General features: G+C 33.4%; 18 protein-coding genes and 1 pseudogene. 15 read left to right on the forward strand and 4 right to left on the reverse strand.

The window, feature by feature from the left end; translation table 11 throughout:
- Nucleotides 1-227 precede the first annotated feature (227 nt).
- The 5 genes and pseudogenes from EKG35_RS04370 to EKG35_RS04390 all read left to right on the forward strand — a co-directional run bounded on the left by EKG35_RS04370 (nucleotide 228) and on the right by EKG35_RS04390 (nucleotide 4,475).
- Complete coding sequence (locus EKG35_RS04370; RefSeq protein ID WP_126293133.1) at nucleotides 228-1,094, forward strand: SDR family oxidoreductase; 867 nt, start codon at nucleotides 228-230, stop codon at nucleotides 1,092-1,094.
- A 329-nt stretch (nucleotides 1,095-1,423) separates the two neighbouring features.
- Nucleotides 1,424-1,939: a hypothetical protein gene (locus EKG35_RS04375; RefSeq protein WP_126293135.1), complete on the forward strand. Its 516-nt coding sequence runs from the start codon at nucleotides 1,424-1,426 to the stop codon at nucleotides 1,937-1,939.
- Nucleotides 1,940-2,125: 186 nt separating this feature from the next.
- Nucleotides 2,126-2,627 (forward strand): annotated as a pseudogene (tnpA, locus tag EKG35_RS04380) (IS200/IS605 family transposase).
- 27 nt (nucleotides 2,628-2,654) lie between these two features.
- Nucleotides 2,655-3,428 (forward strand): SH3 domain-containing protein, encoded by a 774-nt coding sequence (locus tag EKG35_RS04385; protein WP_126293137.1) that lies wholly within the window; start codon nucleotides 2,655-2,657, stop codon nucleotides 3,426-3,428.
- A gap of 216 nt (nucleotides 3,429-3,644) precedes the next feature.
- Nucleotides 3,645-4,475, forward strand: a complete 831-nt coding sequence (locus EKG35_RS04390; RefSeq protein ID WP_126293139.1) for a methyl-accepting chemotaxis protein — start codon at nucleotides 3,645-3,647, stop codon at nucleotides 4,473-4,475.
- Nucleotides 4,476-4,769: 294 nt separating this feature from the next.
- On the opposite strand, the gene EKG35_RS04395 is transcribed toward EKG35_RS04390, so the two are convergent.
- On the reverse strand, nucleotides 4,770-6,164 hold the full coding sequence (locus EKG35_RS04395) for a sensor histidine kinase (protein ID WP_126293141.1): 1,395 nt from the start codon (nucleotides 6,162-6,164) through the stop codon (nucleotides 4,770-4,772).
- The gene (locus EKG35_RS04400) at nucleotides 6,161-6,877 is read right to left on the reverse strand and encodes a response regulator transcription factor (protein WP_126293143.1); all 717 of its coding nucleotides are present in this window, start codon (nucleotides 6,875-6,877) and stop codon (nucleotides 6,161-6,163) included. Before EKG35_RS04400 ends, EKG35_RS04395 begins: the two co-directional genes overlap by 4 nt.
- A 156-nt stretch (nucleotides 6,878-7,033) precedes the next feature.
- On the opposite strand from EKG35_RS04400, the gene EKG35_RS04405 reads away from it, so the two are divergent.
- From EKG35_RS04405 to EKG35_RS04425, 5 genes are all read left to right on the forward strand, one after another.
- Nucleotides 7,034-7,945, forward strand: a complete 912-nt coding sequence (locus EKG35_RS04405) for an ABC transporter ATP-binding protein (protein WP_126293145.1) — start codon at nucleotides 7,034-7,036, stop codon at nucleotides 7,943-7,945.
- Complete coding sequence (locus tag EKG35_RS04410) at nucleotides 7,945-8,700, forward strand: ABC transporter permease (RefSeq protein ID WP_126293147.1); 756 nt, start codon at nucleotides 7,945-7,947, stop codon at nucleotides 8,698-8,700. Before EKG35_RS04405 ends, EKG35_RS04410 begins: the two co-directional genes overlap by 1 nt.
- Nucleotides 8,701-8,712: 12 nt before the next feature.
- A complete protein-coding gene (locus EKG35_RS04415; RefSeq protein WP_126293149.1) occupies nucleotides 8,713-9,447 on the forward strand; it encodes an ABC transporter permease in 735 nt (244 codons plus the stop codon).
- Between the two features lie 361 nt (nucleotides 9,448-9,808).
- The gene (locus EKG35_RS04420) at nucleotides 9,809-10,816 is read left to right on the forward strand and encodes a DUF3231 family protein (protein WP_126293151.1); all 1,008 of its coding nucleotides are present in this window, start codon (nucleotides 9,809-9,811) and stop codon (nucleotides 10,814-10,816) included.
- Nucleotides 10,817-10,848: 32 nt separating this feature from the next.
- On the forward strand, nucleotides 10,849-11,307 hold the full coding sequence (locus EKG35_RS04425; RefSeq protein ID WP_126293153.1) for a hypothetical protein: 459 nt from the start codon (nucleotides 10,849-10,851) through the stop codon (nucleotides 11,305-11,307).
- Between the two features lie 147 nt (nucleotides 11,308-11,454).
- Here the strand turns inward: EKG35_RS04425 and EKG35_RS04430 are convergent, their stop codons facing one another.
- Entirely contained in the window at nucleotides 11,455-12,354 is a 900-nt protein-coding gene (locus EKG35_RS04430; RefSeq protein WP_126293154.1) for a DMT family transporter, read from the reverse strand.
- 111 nt (nucleotides 12,355-12,465) lie between these two features.
- Here EKG35_RS04430 and pdxR point away from each other — a divergent pair, with 111 nt between their 5' ends.
- The 4 genes from pdxR to EKG35_RS04450 all read left to right on the forward strand — a co-directional run bounded on the left by pdxR (nucleotide 12,466) and on the right by EKG35_RS04450 (nucleotide 15,735).
- Complete coding sequence (pdxR, locus tag EKG35_RS04435; RefSeq protein WP_126293155.1) at nucleotides 12,466-13,890, forward strand: MocR-like pyridoxine biosynthesis transcription factor PdxR; 1,425 nt, start codon at nucleotides 12,466-12,468, stop codon at nucleotides 13,888-13,890.
- 374 nt (nucleotides 13,891-14,264) lie between these two features.
- Complete coding sequence (locus EKG35_RS04440; RefSeq protein ID WP_126293156.1) at nucleotides 14,265-14,714, forward strand: LytTR family DNA-binding domain-containing protein; 450 nt, start codon at nucleotides 14,265-14,267, stop codon at nucleotides 14,712-14,714.
- 1 nt (nucleotide 14,715) lies between these two features.
- Entirely contained in the window at nucleotides 14,716-15,141 is a 426-nt protein-coding gene (locus EKG35_RS04445) for a DUF3021 domain-containing protein (RefSeq protein ID WP_246020174.1), read from the forward strand.
- 207 nt (nucleotides 15,142-15,348) lie between these two features.
- Nucleotides 15,349-15,735 carry a VOC family protein gene (locus EKG35_RS04450; protein WP_126293158.1) on the forward strand — a complete coding sequence of 129 codons (387 nt, stop codon included), beginning with the start codon at nucleotides 15,349-15,351 and terminating at the stop codon, nucleotides 15,733-15,735.
- 117 nt (nucleotides 15,736-15,852) lie between these two features.
- Here the strand turns inward: EKG35_RS04450 and EKG35_RS04455 are convergent, their stop codons facing one another.
- Nucleotides 15,853-16,695 (reverse strand): YitT family protein, encoded by an 843-nt coding sequence (locus EKG35_RS04455; protein WP_126293159.1) that lies wholly within the window; start codon nucleotides 16,693-16,695, stop codon nucleotides 15,853-15,855.
- Nucleotides 16,696-17,186: 491 nt separating this feature from the next.
- Here EKG35_RS04455 and EKG35_RS04460 point away from each other — a divergent pair, with 491 nt between their 5' ends.
- The gene (locus tag EKG35_RS04460; RefSeq protein WP_126293161.1) at nucleotides 17,187-19,271 is read left to right on the forward strand and encodes a sensor domain-containing protein; all 2,085 of its coding nucleotides are present in this window, start codon (nucleotides 17,187-17,189) and stop codon (nucleotides 19,269-19,271) included.
- Nucleotides 19,272-19,371 lie beyond the last annotated feature (100 nt).

Here is a 19,371-nt window from a genome sequence, read left to right on the forward strand (position 1 = left end):
ATGGACTCATGTCCATTTACATATCGTTCAACCGCTTGAATTCTTTGTTTAACTGTTAATTTTGCCATAAAAAAACCCCCGTAAAAATTAGATTAGTGTCTAACTTTTACGGGGCAGTTCAAAGAGCCTGTGTTTTTTATTTTGTTTTAGATGGAAGGGATTATAAATAAGAAAGTATAAAATGACAAAAAATGCATAGATTAGAATTCTAAATGAGAGGATGTTTAATGATGATAAATATTAAAAATAATCGTGTGTGGTTTATTACTGGTGCAAGTAGTGGGCTGGGGTATGAGTTTACAAAGGCTGCATTGGAAACAGGTGATCAAGTTGTAGCAGTTGCTAGAAATATTGATAAGCTTAATGAGTTGATGAATCAGTATCAGGAAGCTCTTCTTCCATTGAAATTGGATGTTACAGATCGAAGTGCGGTTTTCGATACAGTTACTAAGGCATTCGAACATTTCGGGAGGCTTGATATAGTAATCAATAATGCAGGAAACATGGTGTTAGGGATGATAGAGGAACAAAGTGAGGAGGAGGCTAGAAGTCAGCTTGAAACAAATTTCTTTGGTGCTCTTTGGGTGTGTCAGGCGGCTATGCCCTACTTACGAAAACAACGCTCTGGACATATTATTCAAATCTCTAGTATTGGTGGAGTACTTTCAGGGCCAATGAGTGGCGTATACAGTGCAAGTAAATTTGCTTTAGAGGGGATGAGTGAGGCTTTAGCGCAAGAAGCTGCTCACTTTGGAGTGAAACTGACCATTGTTGAACCAGGGGGATACTGGACAAATCTTTATGTGAAAATGAAAACTAGCCAACCGTTAGATGCTTATAACCCGGTGAAAGAAGAACTGGCGAAACAACATTCAGAAGGCTCAGTTGATAGTGATCCTCGCCTAGCAGCCGAAGCTATTTTAAAGTTGGTGAATAGTGAAAATCCACCACTTCGTCTGATTCTCGGAAGTTTTGTCTATGACATAGCAATCAAAACGATAAAAAATCGCATTGCTGTTTGGGAACAGTGGGAAGAAGTTAGCCGTAAAGCAGAAAAGGCAATTCCTGCACCTGAAGGGTTGTTTGGGGATTAGTGTGTGATAGGCTTTTTATGGACTTTTTGTTACTGAACACTAGGAATAAATTAATAGAAAAAGTAATACAAACAAAACAGATTTATAAAATTCTTTAAAGTAGTGGACTCTATTCTTTAATATTAGAATAATAGAAGGACTTCCACTTAAAAATTAATTAGTGTACAAACTTTAGGCATTAGTAGTAAAGTTAAAAATTTTGATTATGTCACTAATCAGTCTATTATTTCTATGGTAAAGCTAAATATTCAATAGATATCCTTTGGCATTTAGTTTTATTTTAACTAAATGCCATTTCATAGGGAAAGAGTTTTACGGGAGGATTGTATATGGCAAAAGATAAAGATCCGAAGCTTATTCCAATATGGGTAGGGTTAATTAGCATATATGCTTTTATTATATTTATCTATCAAAAGCGTTTTAGCAATAAGACGACTATCTTATTTACTATGATGTATGCTATTTTCACAATCCTTGCTTTTCTCTTTTTAAAGGGTATGGTTATGAAAAACTTTCATTATTTATATACAGTCGTCATAGTATCTCTCTGTTTGCTTTTTATTGTTGTAATAGGTTCGGCGGTATATTTTAATAGCCAAAAACATGCGGATTTTCATCAGAAGCAATTGTTACTTACTGGTGCCTCCAGTGCATATAAAACGTTAAATCTTGATGGCGAAAATATACTTTCAGTGGAAGTAGGAGAGTATACAAAGGGTGATGGATTTCCATATCGATACAAGGTGAAAATTACTACTAAAGAATCGGAACAACCCTATTATTTTGAATGTAGCGATTATAAGTGCAGTTCAATGATTAGATATAATGATTTGATAGAAGAATAATAAGTTTAATATTGTCATAAAGCTTACTTACTGAAGCAGAAACGTTGATTTAACAGCATTTCTGCTTTATATGTAAATGAAAACCCCCTGTATCCGGGGGGGGGCGGAAAGCAATAGTTATGGACATAAAAAACTCCAGTTGTACAAGGTCTGGTCAACCGACTTCGTACGAAAGGGGATCCAAAAATGGATAAGAAAAGTTTAGCGCATACAAACATGGAATTCTAAGTATCACATCGTGTTTGCAACGAAATAAAGAAAACTAGTGATTTATGGTCAAATAAAAGGCTGATAAAGAATCCTGCGACAATTGTGTGAAAGAAAAGGCGTGGAAATCATAGAAGCAAGTGCATGTCCGATCATATTCATATGTTAGTAAGTATTCCACCGAAGTTAAGTGTATCAGGATTTGTAGGTTATTTAAAAGGAAAGAGTAGTTTAATGATTTTCGATCGACACGCCAATCTAAAATATCGATTTGGAAACAGGAAATTTTGGTGCAGTTTATGTGGATACAGTAGGAAGAAATAAAAAAACAATTCAGTAATATATCAAAAATCAATTACAAGAGGATATACCGGAAGATCAAATGACAATAAAAGAATTCATTGAACTACCAATTATACTGGTGGTTTTAACTTTGAGATTAAATAATAAAAAGGTAAATTGTGGGTCGTTCATGTTATAATATTCTTAAAAAGGGTAGGGGCAATTAATGAAAAAGTTATTATCAACACTACTTATATTTGTTTTTGTGCTATTTTTACCGTCTTTATTGTCTGAGAATCATTCAGTTGAAGCTGCAAATAAAACAATGTATGTGAATGCAAAAAATGATATTATTTTGCGCGCAGAACCATCAAAAGATGCAAAAAGATTAGGAACTATTAAAAATCATTCTGCCGTAACAGTATTATCATCTGCAAAAGGATGGTCGTATGTGCAGTCTAGTAAAACAAAAGGCTACGTTTATACGAGTGCTTTATCAAATAAAAAACCAGCACCAACAACAATTACCGAGGGATTAGCTCCTAAGGATGGATTAAAACTTACGTATTCGCCATCAATTTTATCTAATGAAAAAGAGACATTTATAGTTGAAAAAGATGAATATTGCATTTATTTATTAAATACTTCGGAAGATGGTGATAATTTCTGTTACCCCGAAAAAGACTCCAAGTTAACTTTAGGATTAGCTAATACGGATTGGAGTTTCTTTAATTTCACATACCCAATGAAACAAGGCGGATATATAAAAGATATCTACTATGATGATGAAGCCAATTCAGAGGGACCTGTAGAAAAATATACAAAAGTTCTTGTTGAAAGCACAACTAAAACTATAAAGGTTAAAGCTGGTTCTTTTAAAAATGTTGTAATTCTTCGACTTCCATCAGGTGAAAGATATTATTTTGCAAAAGGTATTGGTTTAATTAAAGCAACTAATAGAAGCGGAAATACCGTTATAGAGCTATACTCAGTAAAATAGAAAATGAAGCTGTCTAAATCAAACGATTTGATAAGGGCAGCTTCATTTTTATTAGAAAATAATTATTTAATAAATGGATCCGTAGTAATAGATTGAATCTACTAATGTAAGGTTTACTTGTTAAAGTTTATTTAAAAGTTGGGAAATTAAGTTTAATACTAATCTTTTCGGACGATAAAAAAGTAGTATATTTATACTAATAAAGGAGAGTCAGAGATGAATAGCTTAGATCAAGCTTTGTCCATTGCACCAATACTTACAAAAATTCTTAAAGATGAAGATTTCATAGTAGCAATCACTGATACAGAAAAATTCATCTATGCATCACCAGGTAAAAATTTAGATCCCGGGATAGAATATGGCCAGCCTTTTTTAGATGATGATTTATTCGGTAAAATAAAAAAAACATTAAAAAGAGTGGAGCTCCTTACTCCTCCTGGATATGGTTCTATACCGTTTAAGGGAATTGGCTATCCTTTATTTGACGAAAATAATAATTGGATTGGATCGCTTGGTTTTGGCATTAGTTTACAAAAGGAATATATACTTAATGATATTATAACTAACTTAAATAAAATTTCAGGTACGATTGGAGAGCAAACTCAAAATATTACAGCTCATGCAGAGGAACTTTCAGCTATGATAGAAGAAATTTCATCATCTTCTGAAACGACTATGCATCATACTGAAGAAATGAGTAATGTTATTTCCTTTATAGAGAGTGTTACTCAACAATCTAATTTACTTGGACTTAATGCTTCAATCGAAGCGGCAAGAGCAGGAGAATACGGTAAGACTTTTTCAGTTGTTGCAACAGAAATAAGAAAGCTATCTAGTAATACAGGAGAAGCTTCGCAAAAAATAAGCGCCTTCTTAGGCGAAATGAAAGAACAGATAATGGCAGTAACACAAAGTATCCGGGATATTGAGAAGTCATCTGCTGAATTAAACTCAAACGCTGAAACTTTTTCTAAAGTTACAGAGGAACTGAACCAACTAAGTGAAACTCTTAATAGTTTTATGAGTGGCTTGTTAAAACAAAATTAAAAAATATAATAAGTACTCGGCTTATAATAAAAAATACCTTGCGAAAAAATTAGAGCGTTTCTACAAAATGTAGAGACGCTTTTTACTTGGTAGTAGATTAATAAAAAAGCAAAAAACAGTATAAAATTAATCCCTTTTTTGCTTCACTTTTGAACATCAAATGGAAAGTTATCTACTTAAGAATTATAAGGAGCTAGTTAATGTATTCTCAAATTAATAAAAAGTATGATTCGAACAAAATTATGCTTTTTTGAATGTTTCATATAAAGGCTATAGTGTTAACAATTTTAAGCATCAATTGATATTTACAGGTAGTACAAGCTCTGCTCTAAAACCTTTTCCTATATCACTTGATAAAATCAAATGTCCTTGATGAGCCTTTGCAATTCTTTCAACCATTGGTAGTCCCAACCCATGTCCATTGTTACGTGGATGTTTTCTTTTAGATGAATAAGGTAAATCTAATAAACTTGGAATTTCACTTTGGGAAATGCCTTTGCCATTATCAGCAATAATGAAACTACAAGAATTATTGCTTTCATCAAAGGTTGTCTGTAGGCGTATCAAACAACCATCAGGATTATGATTAATGCTGTTTTGTATTAGGTTATTAATAGCACGTGTCAGCAGTCGTTCATCTCCATTGACTTTAACATTTTCGTCTAAATTGTCTACTTCTAATATAAAGCGTTCATCTAAACCGTTATTTAGAAATTCAGTTGCAATTTGTCTTATTAAAACTGAGGTGCGGATTAGCTTTTTGTTAAGCGGCTGCATTTCATATTCAAGCATTGAAACTAGGTTTAAATCACTGACAAGAGATCGTAAATATTCTCCTTGCTGCCGAATAATTCCCGCCTGGCGTCTTTGTTGAGCTGGGATATCGCAATTCTCCTCAAGATTACTGGAATAGCCTAGCACCATTGAAAGAGGGGTTCTGATGTCGTGTGAAATACCTGCAATCCAGTTTGAACGGGCTTCATCCCTGCTTTTCAAACTTTCATTCTTTTTCCGTAATAAAGTAGATGCTCGGTTCACACTTTGTGCAAGATCAGCCAAAATTCCTTTTGGTTCTATAAAAGTTTCTCTATCTTCAGCAAGTGCCTGTATACCTTGTGTTAACGGTCGGATAGAGTGAACGAGTCTATAGCCGATAAGAAGCGATAAAAGTAGCGCTACTACAATATTTATAAGCAGCAAAACGGCCATCCTTAACGGTAAAGAAGAAACCCAAGCTACTGGAAGTATATATTCATATTTTGCCAAGCTTTTTTTAGGATAGCCAACAACTACCAATCCATCATTGTGTTCCCATACAAAAACAGGGTAATCTTCTAAATAGTTTTTTGTAAATTTAGCTATGTCTGTCAAAGAATATTGGTCAGGAAGTTCTTTGGGGATCATATAATCCCATGCTATATAACCGGTATTATCGTCGATGAGCATTGCCCATGCATGATTCTGATCAAGTAATTTTATAACTGAAGAATCTAATGAATAAGGAGTATTATTTGATGGGCGATTTAAATTTTCTGCAACATCCTGAACAATAGAAGCAGGAGATTGCACACCAGTCATACCTTTAACTAACCAAAAGCCTAAAAGTATAAAGTTGAAAACTACTAGAAAAGCAGAGATTAACATTGTTGCACCAATAAATCGCTTTAAAATACGTACTGTACCTTTCATGTTAACCCTTCCTTTACCATTAGCTTGTATCCTAACCCCCGAATGGTAAGCAAAAATTCCGGATTGGAAGGATCCGCCTCAATCTTTTCTCGGATTCGGCGTATATGGACCATCAAAGTGTTTTCAAAACCGTAGTAATCATCTCCCCATACTGCTTGGCAAAGTGCATCACTTGTTACGATACGGTTCCGGTTTTCATAAAGTTTGAAAAGTAATGCAAATTCCTTTGCTGTTAAAGAAAATTCATTTTCTTTGTACTGAACAGTGCCGCTTCCAAGATCGATGATGCGGTTACCCAAATTAAAGATAGGTGGCTCATCCCTCATAGGCTGTGAATATACCCTTCGCAAAACTGCTGTTAGTCGAAGGAATAGCTCACGGGGTAAGAAAGGTTTTACTATATAATCATCAGCACCGAGTCCAAGTCCTAATAAACGATCTTCATCTTCTCCTCTTGCAGATAAAAAAAGAACCGGAAAATTTGATATTTGTCGTATAGAAGTCAAAAGGGAAAAGCCATCTCCGTCAGGCAGCATAACATCTAAAATTGCAATATCTGGTTTTACCGTCTGACAAACCTGTAATGCTTCTTCACAAGTAGCAGCGTGGAAAATACGATTAAATCCTTCTTTTCTTAAAAATTCATCTAATATGTTTCTGATTTCTTTTTCATCGTCTACAATTAGTAGTTTCTTATTTTTTATATCATCCATATAACATCACCAATAATAATTATATATTTCTTTTTCTTTTTTCCACATGATAATCCTGGTTATTTATTTGATTTAAGGTTGACGTAAGGTTGTTGTCAGTTTATAGAAATGTTGTCTTGTTAATCTTTGACAAAAGAGAAATTGGAGGAAGCGAATATGAAACAAATTGTTTCAACCCACAATCTTTCTAAAAGGTACCAAGGCAAATATTGTGTGGAAGATTTAAATATCTCTGTTGAAGAAGGGGAAATCTATGGATTTCTTGGTCCTAATGGGGCAGGGAAGTCTACTACATTGAAAATGATTTTAGGGTTGACTCGCCCTAATAATGGCATCGTATCGGTTTTTGGAAAGGAATTTAATAAAAACAGGCGTCTAATTTTAAGTCAAACAGGCTCACTTATTGAATCACCATCCTATTACGGACATCTTACAGGACTTGAGAATATGCGCATTGTACAAAGGTTACGAGAAGTTCCTGAAAAAAATGTAATGGAAGCCTTGAAAATTGTTCGTTTGGATAAACAAATTGATAAAAAGGTGAACCAGTATTCCCTTGGGATGAAACAGCGTTTAGGGATTGCCATGGCGTTGATGTCATTTCCGAAGCTTTTAATACTGGATGAACCAACAAATGGTCTTGATCCGGCAGGTATTGGCGAAATACGCGAGTTAATTAAATCTTTACCCGAACGTTATGGAATAACAGTACTTATTTCTAGCCACTTACTTACAGAAATTGAGCAAATTGCAACATCAGTAGGCATCATCAACAATGGAAGGATGATGTTCCAAGGAAGCATGGCTGAATTGAAAGATAAAAGCCATTCAACAATTATGATCAAAACGAGAAACAATAAGCTTGCTCAGGAGCTTCTTTATTCAAAGGGTTTTTATTCGATGCAACGAGGAGATAGTTTAGTATTTGAAAACTTAATGGATGAAGAGATAATACAGGCGAATAGAAGCTTAGTTACTGCCAACATCGATGTATTACGTATTGAAGAAAATAAGAAAAGCTTAGAGGATATTTTCCTTGATTTAACTGGAAAGGAGAAGAGCCTATAGTGAAAGCGATTAGTCTTGAATTCTATAAGTTTCGGCATAGACGCTTGTTCTTGATGGTGACATTATTCCTGTTGGTAGAAGTTGCTTTTTTATTCATGGGGATAAGTAGGTCGATCTCAATAAATCCTCATAATGCGAATTGGGAGGCACTGATTGTAATGTTTGCTTCTATGAATGGACTTATATTCCCCATTCTTGTATCAGTTTGTGTTTCTCGGATTTGTGATACGGAACATAAAGGCAATACATTGAAATTATTGTTGACCCTTTCTGTAAATCCGGGACAAATTTATGCAGCAAAGTATATTTGCGCATGTATTTTGATGTTATGGGCTTGTACATTACAAGTACTTGCCATCGCTGTGTTTGGCATAGTAAATGGGTTTGAAAATTCGGTTCCAACATCCTTGCTTATTTGGTTTTTTGCAGGAATATATTTGACAAGTATGGCAGTAATAGCACTGCAGCTATGGATATCAATGATGTGGAAAAACCAAGCATTTGCAATATCTCTTGGTATGATTGGTGGCTTTATTGGCATGACAGCTGATCTAATGCCTACTGGAATACGCGGGATGTTTATATGGTCCTACTTTTCAAAACTAAGCCCAGTTGCACAAAGCTATGAAAGCGAGAAACTAGATTTTATAGTTCGAGATATACATGCATTACTTCCTATGATGCTTATTGTGATTGTTGCTGGTAGTATTTTATATCTAGTTGGAAACTTCCATTTATCAAGGAAAGAGGTATAAGGAGGGTGAATAATGTTAAAACGTTGTGTTTCTGCTGAATGGATTAAACTACGCCATTCCCGTATGTGGATGATCATAATAATTTTACCGATTATAAGTGTATTAATAGGAAGCTTCAACTTTACTATGAATCAAGGTGTATTAAAAAAAGAATGGTATAGTTTATGGTCTCAAGTATCTTTGTTTTATGGTGAATTTTTCTTTCCTATTCTTATTGCTATTTGCTGTGCATACTTGTGGAGACTAGAACATTTTAATAAGAACTGGAATATGATCATGACCGCACCTGTATCTGCAGCCAGTATTTTTTTCTCTAAACTGATTGTAGTTGGTGTACTGCTAATGTTCGTTCAAGTATTATTTTTTCTATTGTATTTCTTAGGAGGGAGACTAATAGGATTACCCTCTGAGTTGCCTCAGGAACTACTTGGATGGCTTGTTAGAGGCTGGATATCAGCTTTATCGATTAGTGTACTGCAATTAGCACTGTCCATGTGTATTCGCAGCTTTGCCGTTCCTATTGGCATCGGCTTTTGCGCAGCTATTATTGGCCTGGGCATGTACGTTATTGATTTGGGTATGTTTTTTCCCCATTCCTTACTAACTATTGGAATGGGAGTACTCAGTCAAACAGGCATTTTATCCATAAGCAACCATCTATTGTTTTTCATTATGAATCTGTTTTTCATTGCCATAATTAGTATGGCAGCCATTTACCGGCTGAGAAAGTCGGATGTAGTGGCTTAACAAGTGAATGATATAGAAGACGATAGATATTTTATATTAAACACGCATAACCTCGTCCCGATTTTAGGACGAGGTAAATTTAAGGTGTTTAGTTTATCATAAAAAACATTTCATGAGTACCGATCGTTTGCTGAATTCGATACAGGGTTAAATTCACGATGTTGAATAATAAGCTTGGGTTCCATCTTTTAGAAATATTTTAGTATCTGAAAATGGAAGTAGCTTATTACCATACTTCGGAGGGAATACTTTTTAAATAGGAATTACTTATGGAATCTTCCATAATAAATTTCATTTTTTATTCTGAATATATTTCACTTATTATCTAATAATAAAATTATCTGATTTTTGGGGGGATTATATGCAGGGAGATTTAAATTCAAGATTAACATCTTCCGAAATTTCGGTAATTTGGAGTAGTTGTCAGAACAACAGTTTGTCAATATGTGTTCTGCAATATTTCCTAGCAAATGTTGACGATGATGATGTTAAGTACGTTTTAGAATTCGCACTCGATATATCACAAAATAACTTAAATATAAGCAAATCAATTCTAGAAAAAGACCACCGGCAAATTCCAGTTGCTTTTACTAATGAAGATGTAAATCCAACAGCTCCTCGTCTATATTCTGATGCGTTTTATCTATATTATCTTAAAAATATGGCTAAGGTTGGTTTATCGGTTTATGGTGTGGCTTTGGCGACTGCCGCACAGTCCGATGTCCGTAATTTTTTAAGTCAAGCTATACAAACTTCCACAGACCTTTATAATAAAGTAACTGATGTTTTGTTATCAAAGGGGTTATTTGTAAAACCACCTTATGTTTCAGCCTCAAATGAGATTGATTTTATCGACAAAAAAAGTTATTTAGGTGGAGTATTAAATATAAATAATAGACCTTTAAATGTCATAGAGATTACACATATTCAAATAAATATTGAAACAAATACAGTGGGGGAAATACTTATAGCAGGTCTTTCTCAAGTAGCAAAGTCAAAGAAGGTTCGTGAATATTGTCTCAGAGGTTCAGAGATAGCAAAAAAACATATTCAAGTTTTTGCATCACTGTTAACGAATAATTCCCTTCCTGCTCCAATGCCTTGGGATCTAGAAGTAACAGAGTCGACTATCTCACCCTTTTCGGATAAATTAATAATGTTTCATGCATCATTGTTAATACAATCAAGCATTTCTAACTACTCAACAGCTTCAGCAGCAAGTTTACGAAATGACATATCGACATCATATGTTCGTTTAACAGCAGAAAGTGCTCAATATGCGAAAGATGGTTTGAATCTTATGATTAAACACGAATGGATGGAACAGCCTCCACAGGTTCCAAATCATAAAGGATTAGCAAGGGGATAGTGTTTTTAAGAATTAGGGAGTAGGTTAATAGTATGAGTAAAAATTCGATTGAAACATTACTCTGGTCTATAGCCTTACCAGGGTTTGGACAACTTTTGAATCAAAAATATATAAAAGGTATAACCTTAATCTTATTAGAACTTTTGATAAATATACAGGCTAACTTAAACATAGCAATCCTTTTAAGTTTCCAAGGGGATATTTTTTCTTCCATTAAAGAAACCAACTATCAGTGGCTAATGTTTTATCCATGCTTATACTTTTTTTCGATGTGGGATGCCTTTAAAGATGCTGGCGGAGGAAAAAGCCCATTTTCTTTTCTTCCATTTGTATTTGCAGCGTATTTAGTAACTATTGGTATAATTTATTCTGCAAAAATTACAATTTTTGGGGTTTTGTTTGGGCCAGTTTTTTTACCAATGGTATTGGTCCTCCCGGGTGTTTTTATAGGATTAATTGTAAAAAGAGCCCTTATATTCTTAATCAAATAAGAACACAAAATGTTCTCAGCTATTTAAAATAAGATGAGAGCTATTGTGTTCTTTTTAATGCCTATTAAACAATCGGTTCTCTTGCTGAATAGGACTAATGGACGTTTTAAATACTTTATTGTTAATGTAGCAATTTAATTGAAAATCCTAATTTCTTAAATTATTTTGTTTCTCGGGTCTTGCAATCAAGTAAATGGCTATTAATATTAAACATATTCCTATCAGGTGGGTAAAAGTCATTTTTTCCCCTAAAATAACTATTGAAAGTATGACACTGCTTATTGGTAAAACACATGTTAATACGCCTACAGTACTTGCAGGAATTTTTGAAACCCCCTGGTACATAAGAATAAAGGCAATGACGGTTACAACGATACCTGAATAGAATACTAATCCCCATTCTAAAACGGATACTTCTCCAAAGTTAAACTGACTGCCTTCATAGAGGGAAAATGGTAAAAATAAGACAGCCCCAAAAATACTCACGATTGTAGAAATAGCAAGGGGGCTAACTCGCTCTGCAACAAACTTCCCAAATATAATAAACAAAGATTCACATATAACCGAGCAGAAAATAAGTAAGTTTCCTATTAATGAGGAATTTCCAACCGTTGAAATAGATTCGGTAAAATTAATTATTAATGTGCCGAAAATGGCAAGTGAAATTGCTAATATTACATTTTTGCCCAATTTTTCCTTTAGGAAAAGGAAGGCAATTGCCCCTGTGATTGCAGGAGCTGTACTTGTAATAATTCCACCCTCCATTGCCGTAGTTATTGTCAGTCCATATAACATAAAGATATTAAATAAAAATACACCAAAAAATGCTTGTAAAAATAGAATCAATAAATCCTGTTTACTAATAGAAGGGAATCCTTCAAGTATTATCATTAAAGGGACTAAAATAATCGTTGCGATAAGGAATCTTAATTCAGCTCCTAAGAATACTGGGAAACTCTGCACAATCAATTTTCCTACTATTACTGAACTTCCTACAATAATCATTGCTAACATAATTTTCAAACTTGGGACTAAATTTTCGTTCAATAGGTTTACTCCTTTCTATTTGTATTTACCTTATCATGGTAAAATGGTTTATATTAGTGCCACTTTTTATATCTTTTGATGGTGCCAATTTTGTGAAGGGGGGATATACATATGCTATGGATAACTATTGATCGGTCATTGGATATACCTTTAATTAGACAAGTTTATGAGCAAATACGAGTGCTAATTTTAAATGGGGACCTACAATCAGGGGAAAAACTACCTTCAACACGGGAGCTAGCTTCAGAGTTAAAAGTATCAAGGAATGTAATTTTAGAAGCTTATGATCAATTATTGGCTGAAGGTTTCTTAGTTTCACAAATGGGTTCAGGAACATTTGTCGCTGATGGAGCTTTTTTAAAGGAACATGGTGGAATTCCTTCATTTCATTCTACAGATTGGGGTGAAGACAAAAATAAAGGTCATAACATGATCAACTTTCGCTCTGGAATACCAGCATTGGACTTATTTCCACGTAAGATTTGGGCAAGGTTGTCACTAGCCATATGGAATGAAGCAGCACCTTCAACATTTGGATATGATGTTCCGGAAGGGCGTTATGAACTGAGGCAAGTTTTATCCCGTTATTTACTAAAAACACGAGGGGTTGTTTGTCATCCAGAACAAATTGTCGTTACTTCTGGCGCAACGCAAGCCTTAACACTTGTTTCGAAATTACTTTTATCCACAGAGGATTCAGTAATTATTGAGGATCCTATAACAAGTGATATACAAACAATTTTTAAAGCTTTAGGTTCTAGCCTTTATCCAATACCGGTTGATGAATATGGGATAAAGACGTCGCTGCTTCCATCACATATTAGTCCGAAATTAGTCTTTGTTACCCCTTCCCATCAGTATCCTTTGGGCGGAGTATTACCGATTCAACGACGTATCCAGTTGATAAACTATTCACGAAAAACGAGTTGCTATCTTGTTGAAGATGATTATGACAGTGAGTTTCGATACGAAGGCCCACCTGTAAGTTCGTTGCAGGGGTTGGATCCAGAACGTGTGTTATATATCGGTTCTTTTAGTAAAATCCTATCACCAGCTCTTAGAATGGGGTATGTAATTCTTCCATCACATCTTATTGAAAAGTGCCGTAAATTAAAATGGTTTTCAGATTTACATACACCCTCTATGGATCAGCTTATCCTTGCTCGTTTTATTGAAGAAGGGCATTTGGAAAGACATATTATGAAAATGAAGAAGATTTATAAAAAAAGAAGAGACTTCCTAATTCATTGTTTAAAAACGACCTTTTCTAATAATATAAAAATTTGCGGTTATTCAACTGGTTTGCATCTAATAGTTGAATGGAAAGAATGTCATTTTTCAAAAGACTTACTCGATGAAATTGAAGTGTTTGGCGTTAAAATATATCCGGTAGAAGACCATGCTATAGAAAAAGGGAAACATAAGAATCGGATTATTTTAGGGTTTGGCCATCTGACAAATGGAGAAATAGAAGAAGGTATAACAAGACTTAACCAAGCAATGTATAGTATTAAAAGCCGAACTTCTGCAACATGAATCTAGAAAAAGGGACAATTTAAAACTCCTATTAATGTATTGATTTCATTAAGTCCTTATAATTGAATGCATAGAAATACCCCTGCTTTAAACTTAGAGGTGAGCAGGGATTTTTTGTTGTAATAGTAATTATAAAGAATAGGGAGCTTATGGATGAAAATGCACATACAATAACCTCAAGCATTTGAGATGTTATTCACAGGTTCCTCTTTCTTTAAGTCCACCTATATTTCACGAATGCTAAAATCTCCGTACATATTTTATTTTGATTTGATAAACTAAACCGCTTATATCCACTTTTTTACCACTTATTAAGCAAAGAGAAAAACTTACAAAATCATATGTTACAGTAACAATGAAGGAAGGAGGCAGTTATGAAAATTCAATTAATGATTGACGAGAAATATCAAGAAACTGAAGTTCATATATGTGCAAAACAATATAATGAACAAATCGAGGAACTGATGAAACAATTACAAGAAGTACAGACAACGAAGGTCATTGATGGCTATTTACAGCAAGAAATTCATATGCTCAAAGTCAAAGACATTTATTTTATCTATGCAGAAGGAGCGAAGGTTTATTTGCAAACGATAGGGCATGAATTTGAATCGAAGAGAAAGCTTTACGAGCTGGAAACGATGCTGTCACATGATTTTGTTCGAGTAAGCAAATCTATGCTCGTCAATATGGATAAAATCGCCTCAATTCAAATGGGTCGCATTGGTTCGACGGAAATAATTTTAGATGATGAATCATCAGTTCATGTAAGCCGCAAATATTTTAAAGGCTTGAAAAAACGATTAGGTATAGGGAGAGATTAAAATGATAAAGATTATACGGTTTGCCATAATTGGATTGTTAATTGGATTAAGTTCATCATACACAATAGTGACATTTAATCTTTTAGCTGATTCAAACGCTCCGATAACAGGGAAAGAATTGTTTGAACAAGTTATTATTGCTGCCATTCTTGGTATTGTCATCGGTTTGATTTCACTCATTTTTAAAACAGAACGCTTTAGTTTTACATTACAACTATTTATTCACTTTATTGTCGTAACCATTTGTGTGTTTGCTGCTGGGAATATTGGGGAATGGTATGACGTTACGAGTATTGCCACTATCATAAGTCTTTTGATTTCAATTGTTGTTATTTACATTATTAGTTGGGGGATTGCTTTACTTCTTCAAAAACGTGATATAGAAGAAATGAATCTCTTTATTCAAAAAAGAAGAGAGAATTTATGATTTGCAAATAGTGTAATTAAAGTGTTGTAAAGGAATTTCTCACCCCCTTAAAGAATAATTAATAAAACAGTGAAAAATCCTATATTGATGCGGGGAATTATCTGTTACCCAAAACATTCTTTTATCAAGTAATTGACATAAGATATGAACAACTTTGATAAAGGGGAAGGTTTGGCATTAATACTAATATAAGGGGTGGGGAAGTTTATGATTAGTAAGGTCGGTCAAATTATGTTGTACGTTAATAACCAGGATGAGGCAGTAAGTTTTTGGACGGAAAAGGTGGGGTTTTTAGTCATCTCTGAAGAAGATAATGGACAAGGTATGAGATGGATTGAAATTGCTCCAGCAAGGGATGCAGAAACAAGCATTATCCTGCATAATAAGGAACTTGTTGCAAAAATGGAGCCTGAATTAAATCTTGGTACACCTTCTTTAATGTTTTTCACGGAAAACCTGGAGCTGCTATACAGTAATCTATCAAATAAAAATGTAACAGTTGGAGAAATTGTAAATATGCCTTCCGGAAGAGTATTTAATTTTGCAGATACTGAAGATAATTACTTTGCAGTAATGGAAAAGGTAAATAATTAAAACTGCATCAAACCAAGATATACATTTGAGACGAAAGCCATGCTTACAGTATTTTGTAGGCATGGCTTAATTTGAATTTCAATATTTTTAGTCTTAAATAGGTATGGGATTTCTATATTAATTTTTGTTAATATCTACGAACCCTTTACCAAATACATCTCTAACATCATGTATAGTGACAAATGCCGTTTGGTCAATTGATTTTATAATATTCTTCAGTTCCACTAATTGTTGTTTGTTGATAATAACATAAAGAATTTCTTTTGAATTTTTTGTGTAAAAACCATATCCATTAAATACAGTAACGCCTCTGTTTATTTGTTCATTGACTTGTTTTGCTATTTCGTCTGGATTTTTAGTAATGATAGTTACGGCCTTTTTTGTATTTAAACCTTCGATGATAAAGTCCATAACTTTCGTAGCTATGTATAACATTAAAATGGTGAACATTAACTTTTCCATTCCAATAATAAAATAAGAACAAAACACCACAACTAAATCAAAAAATAAAAGTCCGTAACTTACACTCCATCCTAAATATTTTTGAGTAATTTTTGCCAGTATCGTTGAACCCGCAATAGTTCCTCCTGAACGTAAAATAAGACCAAGTCCAACTCCTACAATAACTCCACCAAATAAAGCGTTAAGTATATCTTGGTTTGATTGAATTGTCCAGTTCTCAGTGAAATGCAAAAATAAAGATATTGCTATAACTGCAATAATTGTATAAATAGTTGTTTTTTTATCTAAAAACTTATATCCAACCGCTATTAATAGTCCATTTAAAATGAAACTAACTAGACCAGGGGACCATTCGTATAAGTAGTACAAAATAATGGTAGTGCCCGTTATTCCTCCTTCTCCGAAATTATTTGGAATTACAAATATATTGATAGCTACCGAAAAAATAAAAGAGCCTACTATAATCATTAAAAGCTCTAATCTAATTTTTTTGTTCATGATTTTACCCCTCAATTAAAATTATATGTTTAAGAAATACATAGATAAGCTTCCTTTAATCCTCATAGAGGGGATGCTAATTTAGTAACAAGGATAACATGAATTTATAGAGAGTCAACCTAGTAGTGTAAGAACAAGTAAATTTTTACATTAAGTTGTTTATTCTTTGATTCCATACTGTATTTAATAGTTTTAAAGTATGCTATTAGTTTCAATATGATATTTTATTAGACCGAGGGAAGGGGAAAGCGATTTTTATGGCGGTTGGGTAGGGGTGGAAATTTTATTATTTAACTTCTCCTTTAAAATATTATCAGATTATTGATTGATTTATAAAATATTTAAAATAATTACCTTATTAATAGTAAAAACTTATTGAATTTTAAGATAATATAAAATACAATTTGTATCAAAAGACCTACCTTTATATGATTTTTTGTATGGTTTGAAATACTGATTTAATACTATTAAATTAAAGTGAGGCAGCATAGATGAACTCTATTTTTGATGATCCAAATACCTTATTCGCAATTTATAAATCCCTTTTCAAATTTAATCCAGATCCATGTTACGCAATAGACAGAAACGGAAAATTTATTCTAATTAATCAAATGGCAAAGGACTTGACGGGGTATTCGAAGGAGGAGTTTTCTAAACTTTCTTTTCTTGATTTAATAGTTGATGAATTCAAAGAGTCTATGAACGAGTTATTTATAGATGTACTAACAAATGAAAAAGTAAAAAGCTTCGAAGTTTCAATTAAACATAAAACAGGTACTGTTATCGAATTATACGGAACTTCAGTACCTATAATTGTGGGGAATCAGGTTTTAGGTGTTGCGGGTATTGTTAAAGATATAACAGAAAAAAACTTTATGCAAGGTGAGCTTGAAAGGACAAAAATAGACTTAGAAAGTATTTTTAATAATATCGACGTATGTGTGTGGTCAACAGATTTTGAACATGAAGTGGTTTATCAAATTTCTTCTGCTTGTAAGAAAATTTATGGATATTCTCAAGAAGAGTTTACGGAAAATCCTAATTTATGGAAAGAGGTTATCCATCCTGATGATGTTGCTTACGTTGAAAACATGCAGCCTAAATTAGCAGCTGACAGGCAGACATTAAAGTTGGAATATCGAATTATTGATGCTAATCAAAATATAAAATGGGTATCTAATTATACAACACCAATATTTAATGAATCAGGAGATTTAGTTAAACTTAATGGGGTTGTTGTAGACATTCATCAACGACGATTGGCAGAAGAAAAATTAGAATTTATGGCGTTTCATGATGAACTAACCGATTTACCAAATCGCAGACTATTTGAACAGCTTTTAGATAAAGCAATTTTAAATGCAAAGAAGGAAAACAAAAAAATTGCTATTCTTTTCTTTGATCTTGACGAATTCAAGTGGATAAACGACACACTTGGCCATACTGTAGGAGACAAAGTATTGACGATTGTGGCAAAACGTTTAAAAGATATTTTAAAAAAGGGAGATATTGTTTCAAGGCTAGGTGGAGATGAGTTTATTATCTTATTGCAAAATATAGACGATATTAAAGAAGTTGAAACAGAAGCTCGAAAGCTTATTGATGCGATACTAAATCCAATCTATTTAGGAGAAAGGTGTTATGTCCTTACAGCGAGTATTGGAATTAGCATTTTTCCAGATCATACCACTGTGACGGAACGGCTCATTATTTACGCAGATCAAGCGCTAAATGCAGCTAAAAGAGATAGTAAAAACACATATAAATTCTATAAAGCTGACTTTTCAGAAGAATTATGTAGGAAATTAGATGTATTACAAGCTTTGCGTCAAGCTTTATACAAAGATTCCATGACATTACACTATCAACCTATTATAGATATTAGAGATAAAAGTATTGTAGGGTTTGAAGCTCTTTTAAGATGGAATGATCCAACATTAGGAATGATTTCCCCATCTGAGTTTATTCCAATAGCAGAGGAATCGGGGCTTATCATCCCATTAGGTGAGTGGGTTTTTCATAAGGCTTGTATAGAGTTTAATGAATTATATAGGAACTGTGATGTTTCGGCTTATTTATCAGTGAATGTATCAACAAAGCAATTTGAAGATGAACTGTTTCTTAGTAAACTTATAAAAATATTAAATGAGACTAACTTTGACCCAAAATTACTCAAAATAGAATTAACTGAAAGTATTATGATGAAGAATATAGAGAGAACTATTGCAAAGCTTCATCAATTGAAGGAACTGGGGATTGAAGTCTTTCTTGATGACTTTGGTACAGGCTATTCATCACTAAATTATTTAGGGTTGCTTCCTATTAATACACTCAAAATTGACCGATCATTTATACAAAATATAAATGCTTCAGGTCAGGAAGCGATTGTACATACTATTATTTCAATGGCAAATAGTTTAGATAAAGGGATAATTGCTGAAGGAGTAGAGGAAGAATATCAGTTATTATATCTAGAAAAACTTGGCTGTTATAATATTCAAGGTTATCTTTTCAGTAAGCCGATACCTTTTAAGGAAATCCCGAATTTTATAGATAAAGGATTTATAAGAAAATAGCAAGCAAAAAGTGGCCCTCTCATAAAAGGATGAGAGGGCCACTTTTCTGTACCGAAAGCGAAGCGACAGGTACAAATTTTCTATACAGAAAAATAATTTA

The sequence above is a fragment of the Lysinibacillus telephonicus genome (genome assembly GCF_003966145.1).
Classification (GTDB): Bacteria; Bacillota; Bacilli; order Bacillales_A; family Planococcaceae; genus Ureibacillus; species Ureibacillus telephonicus.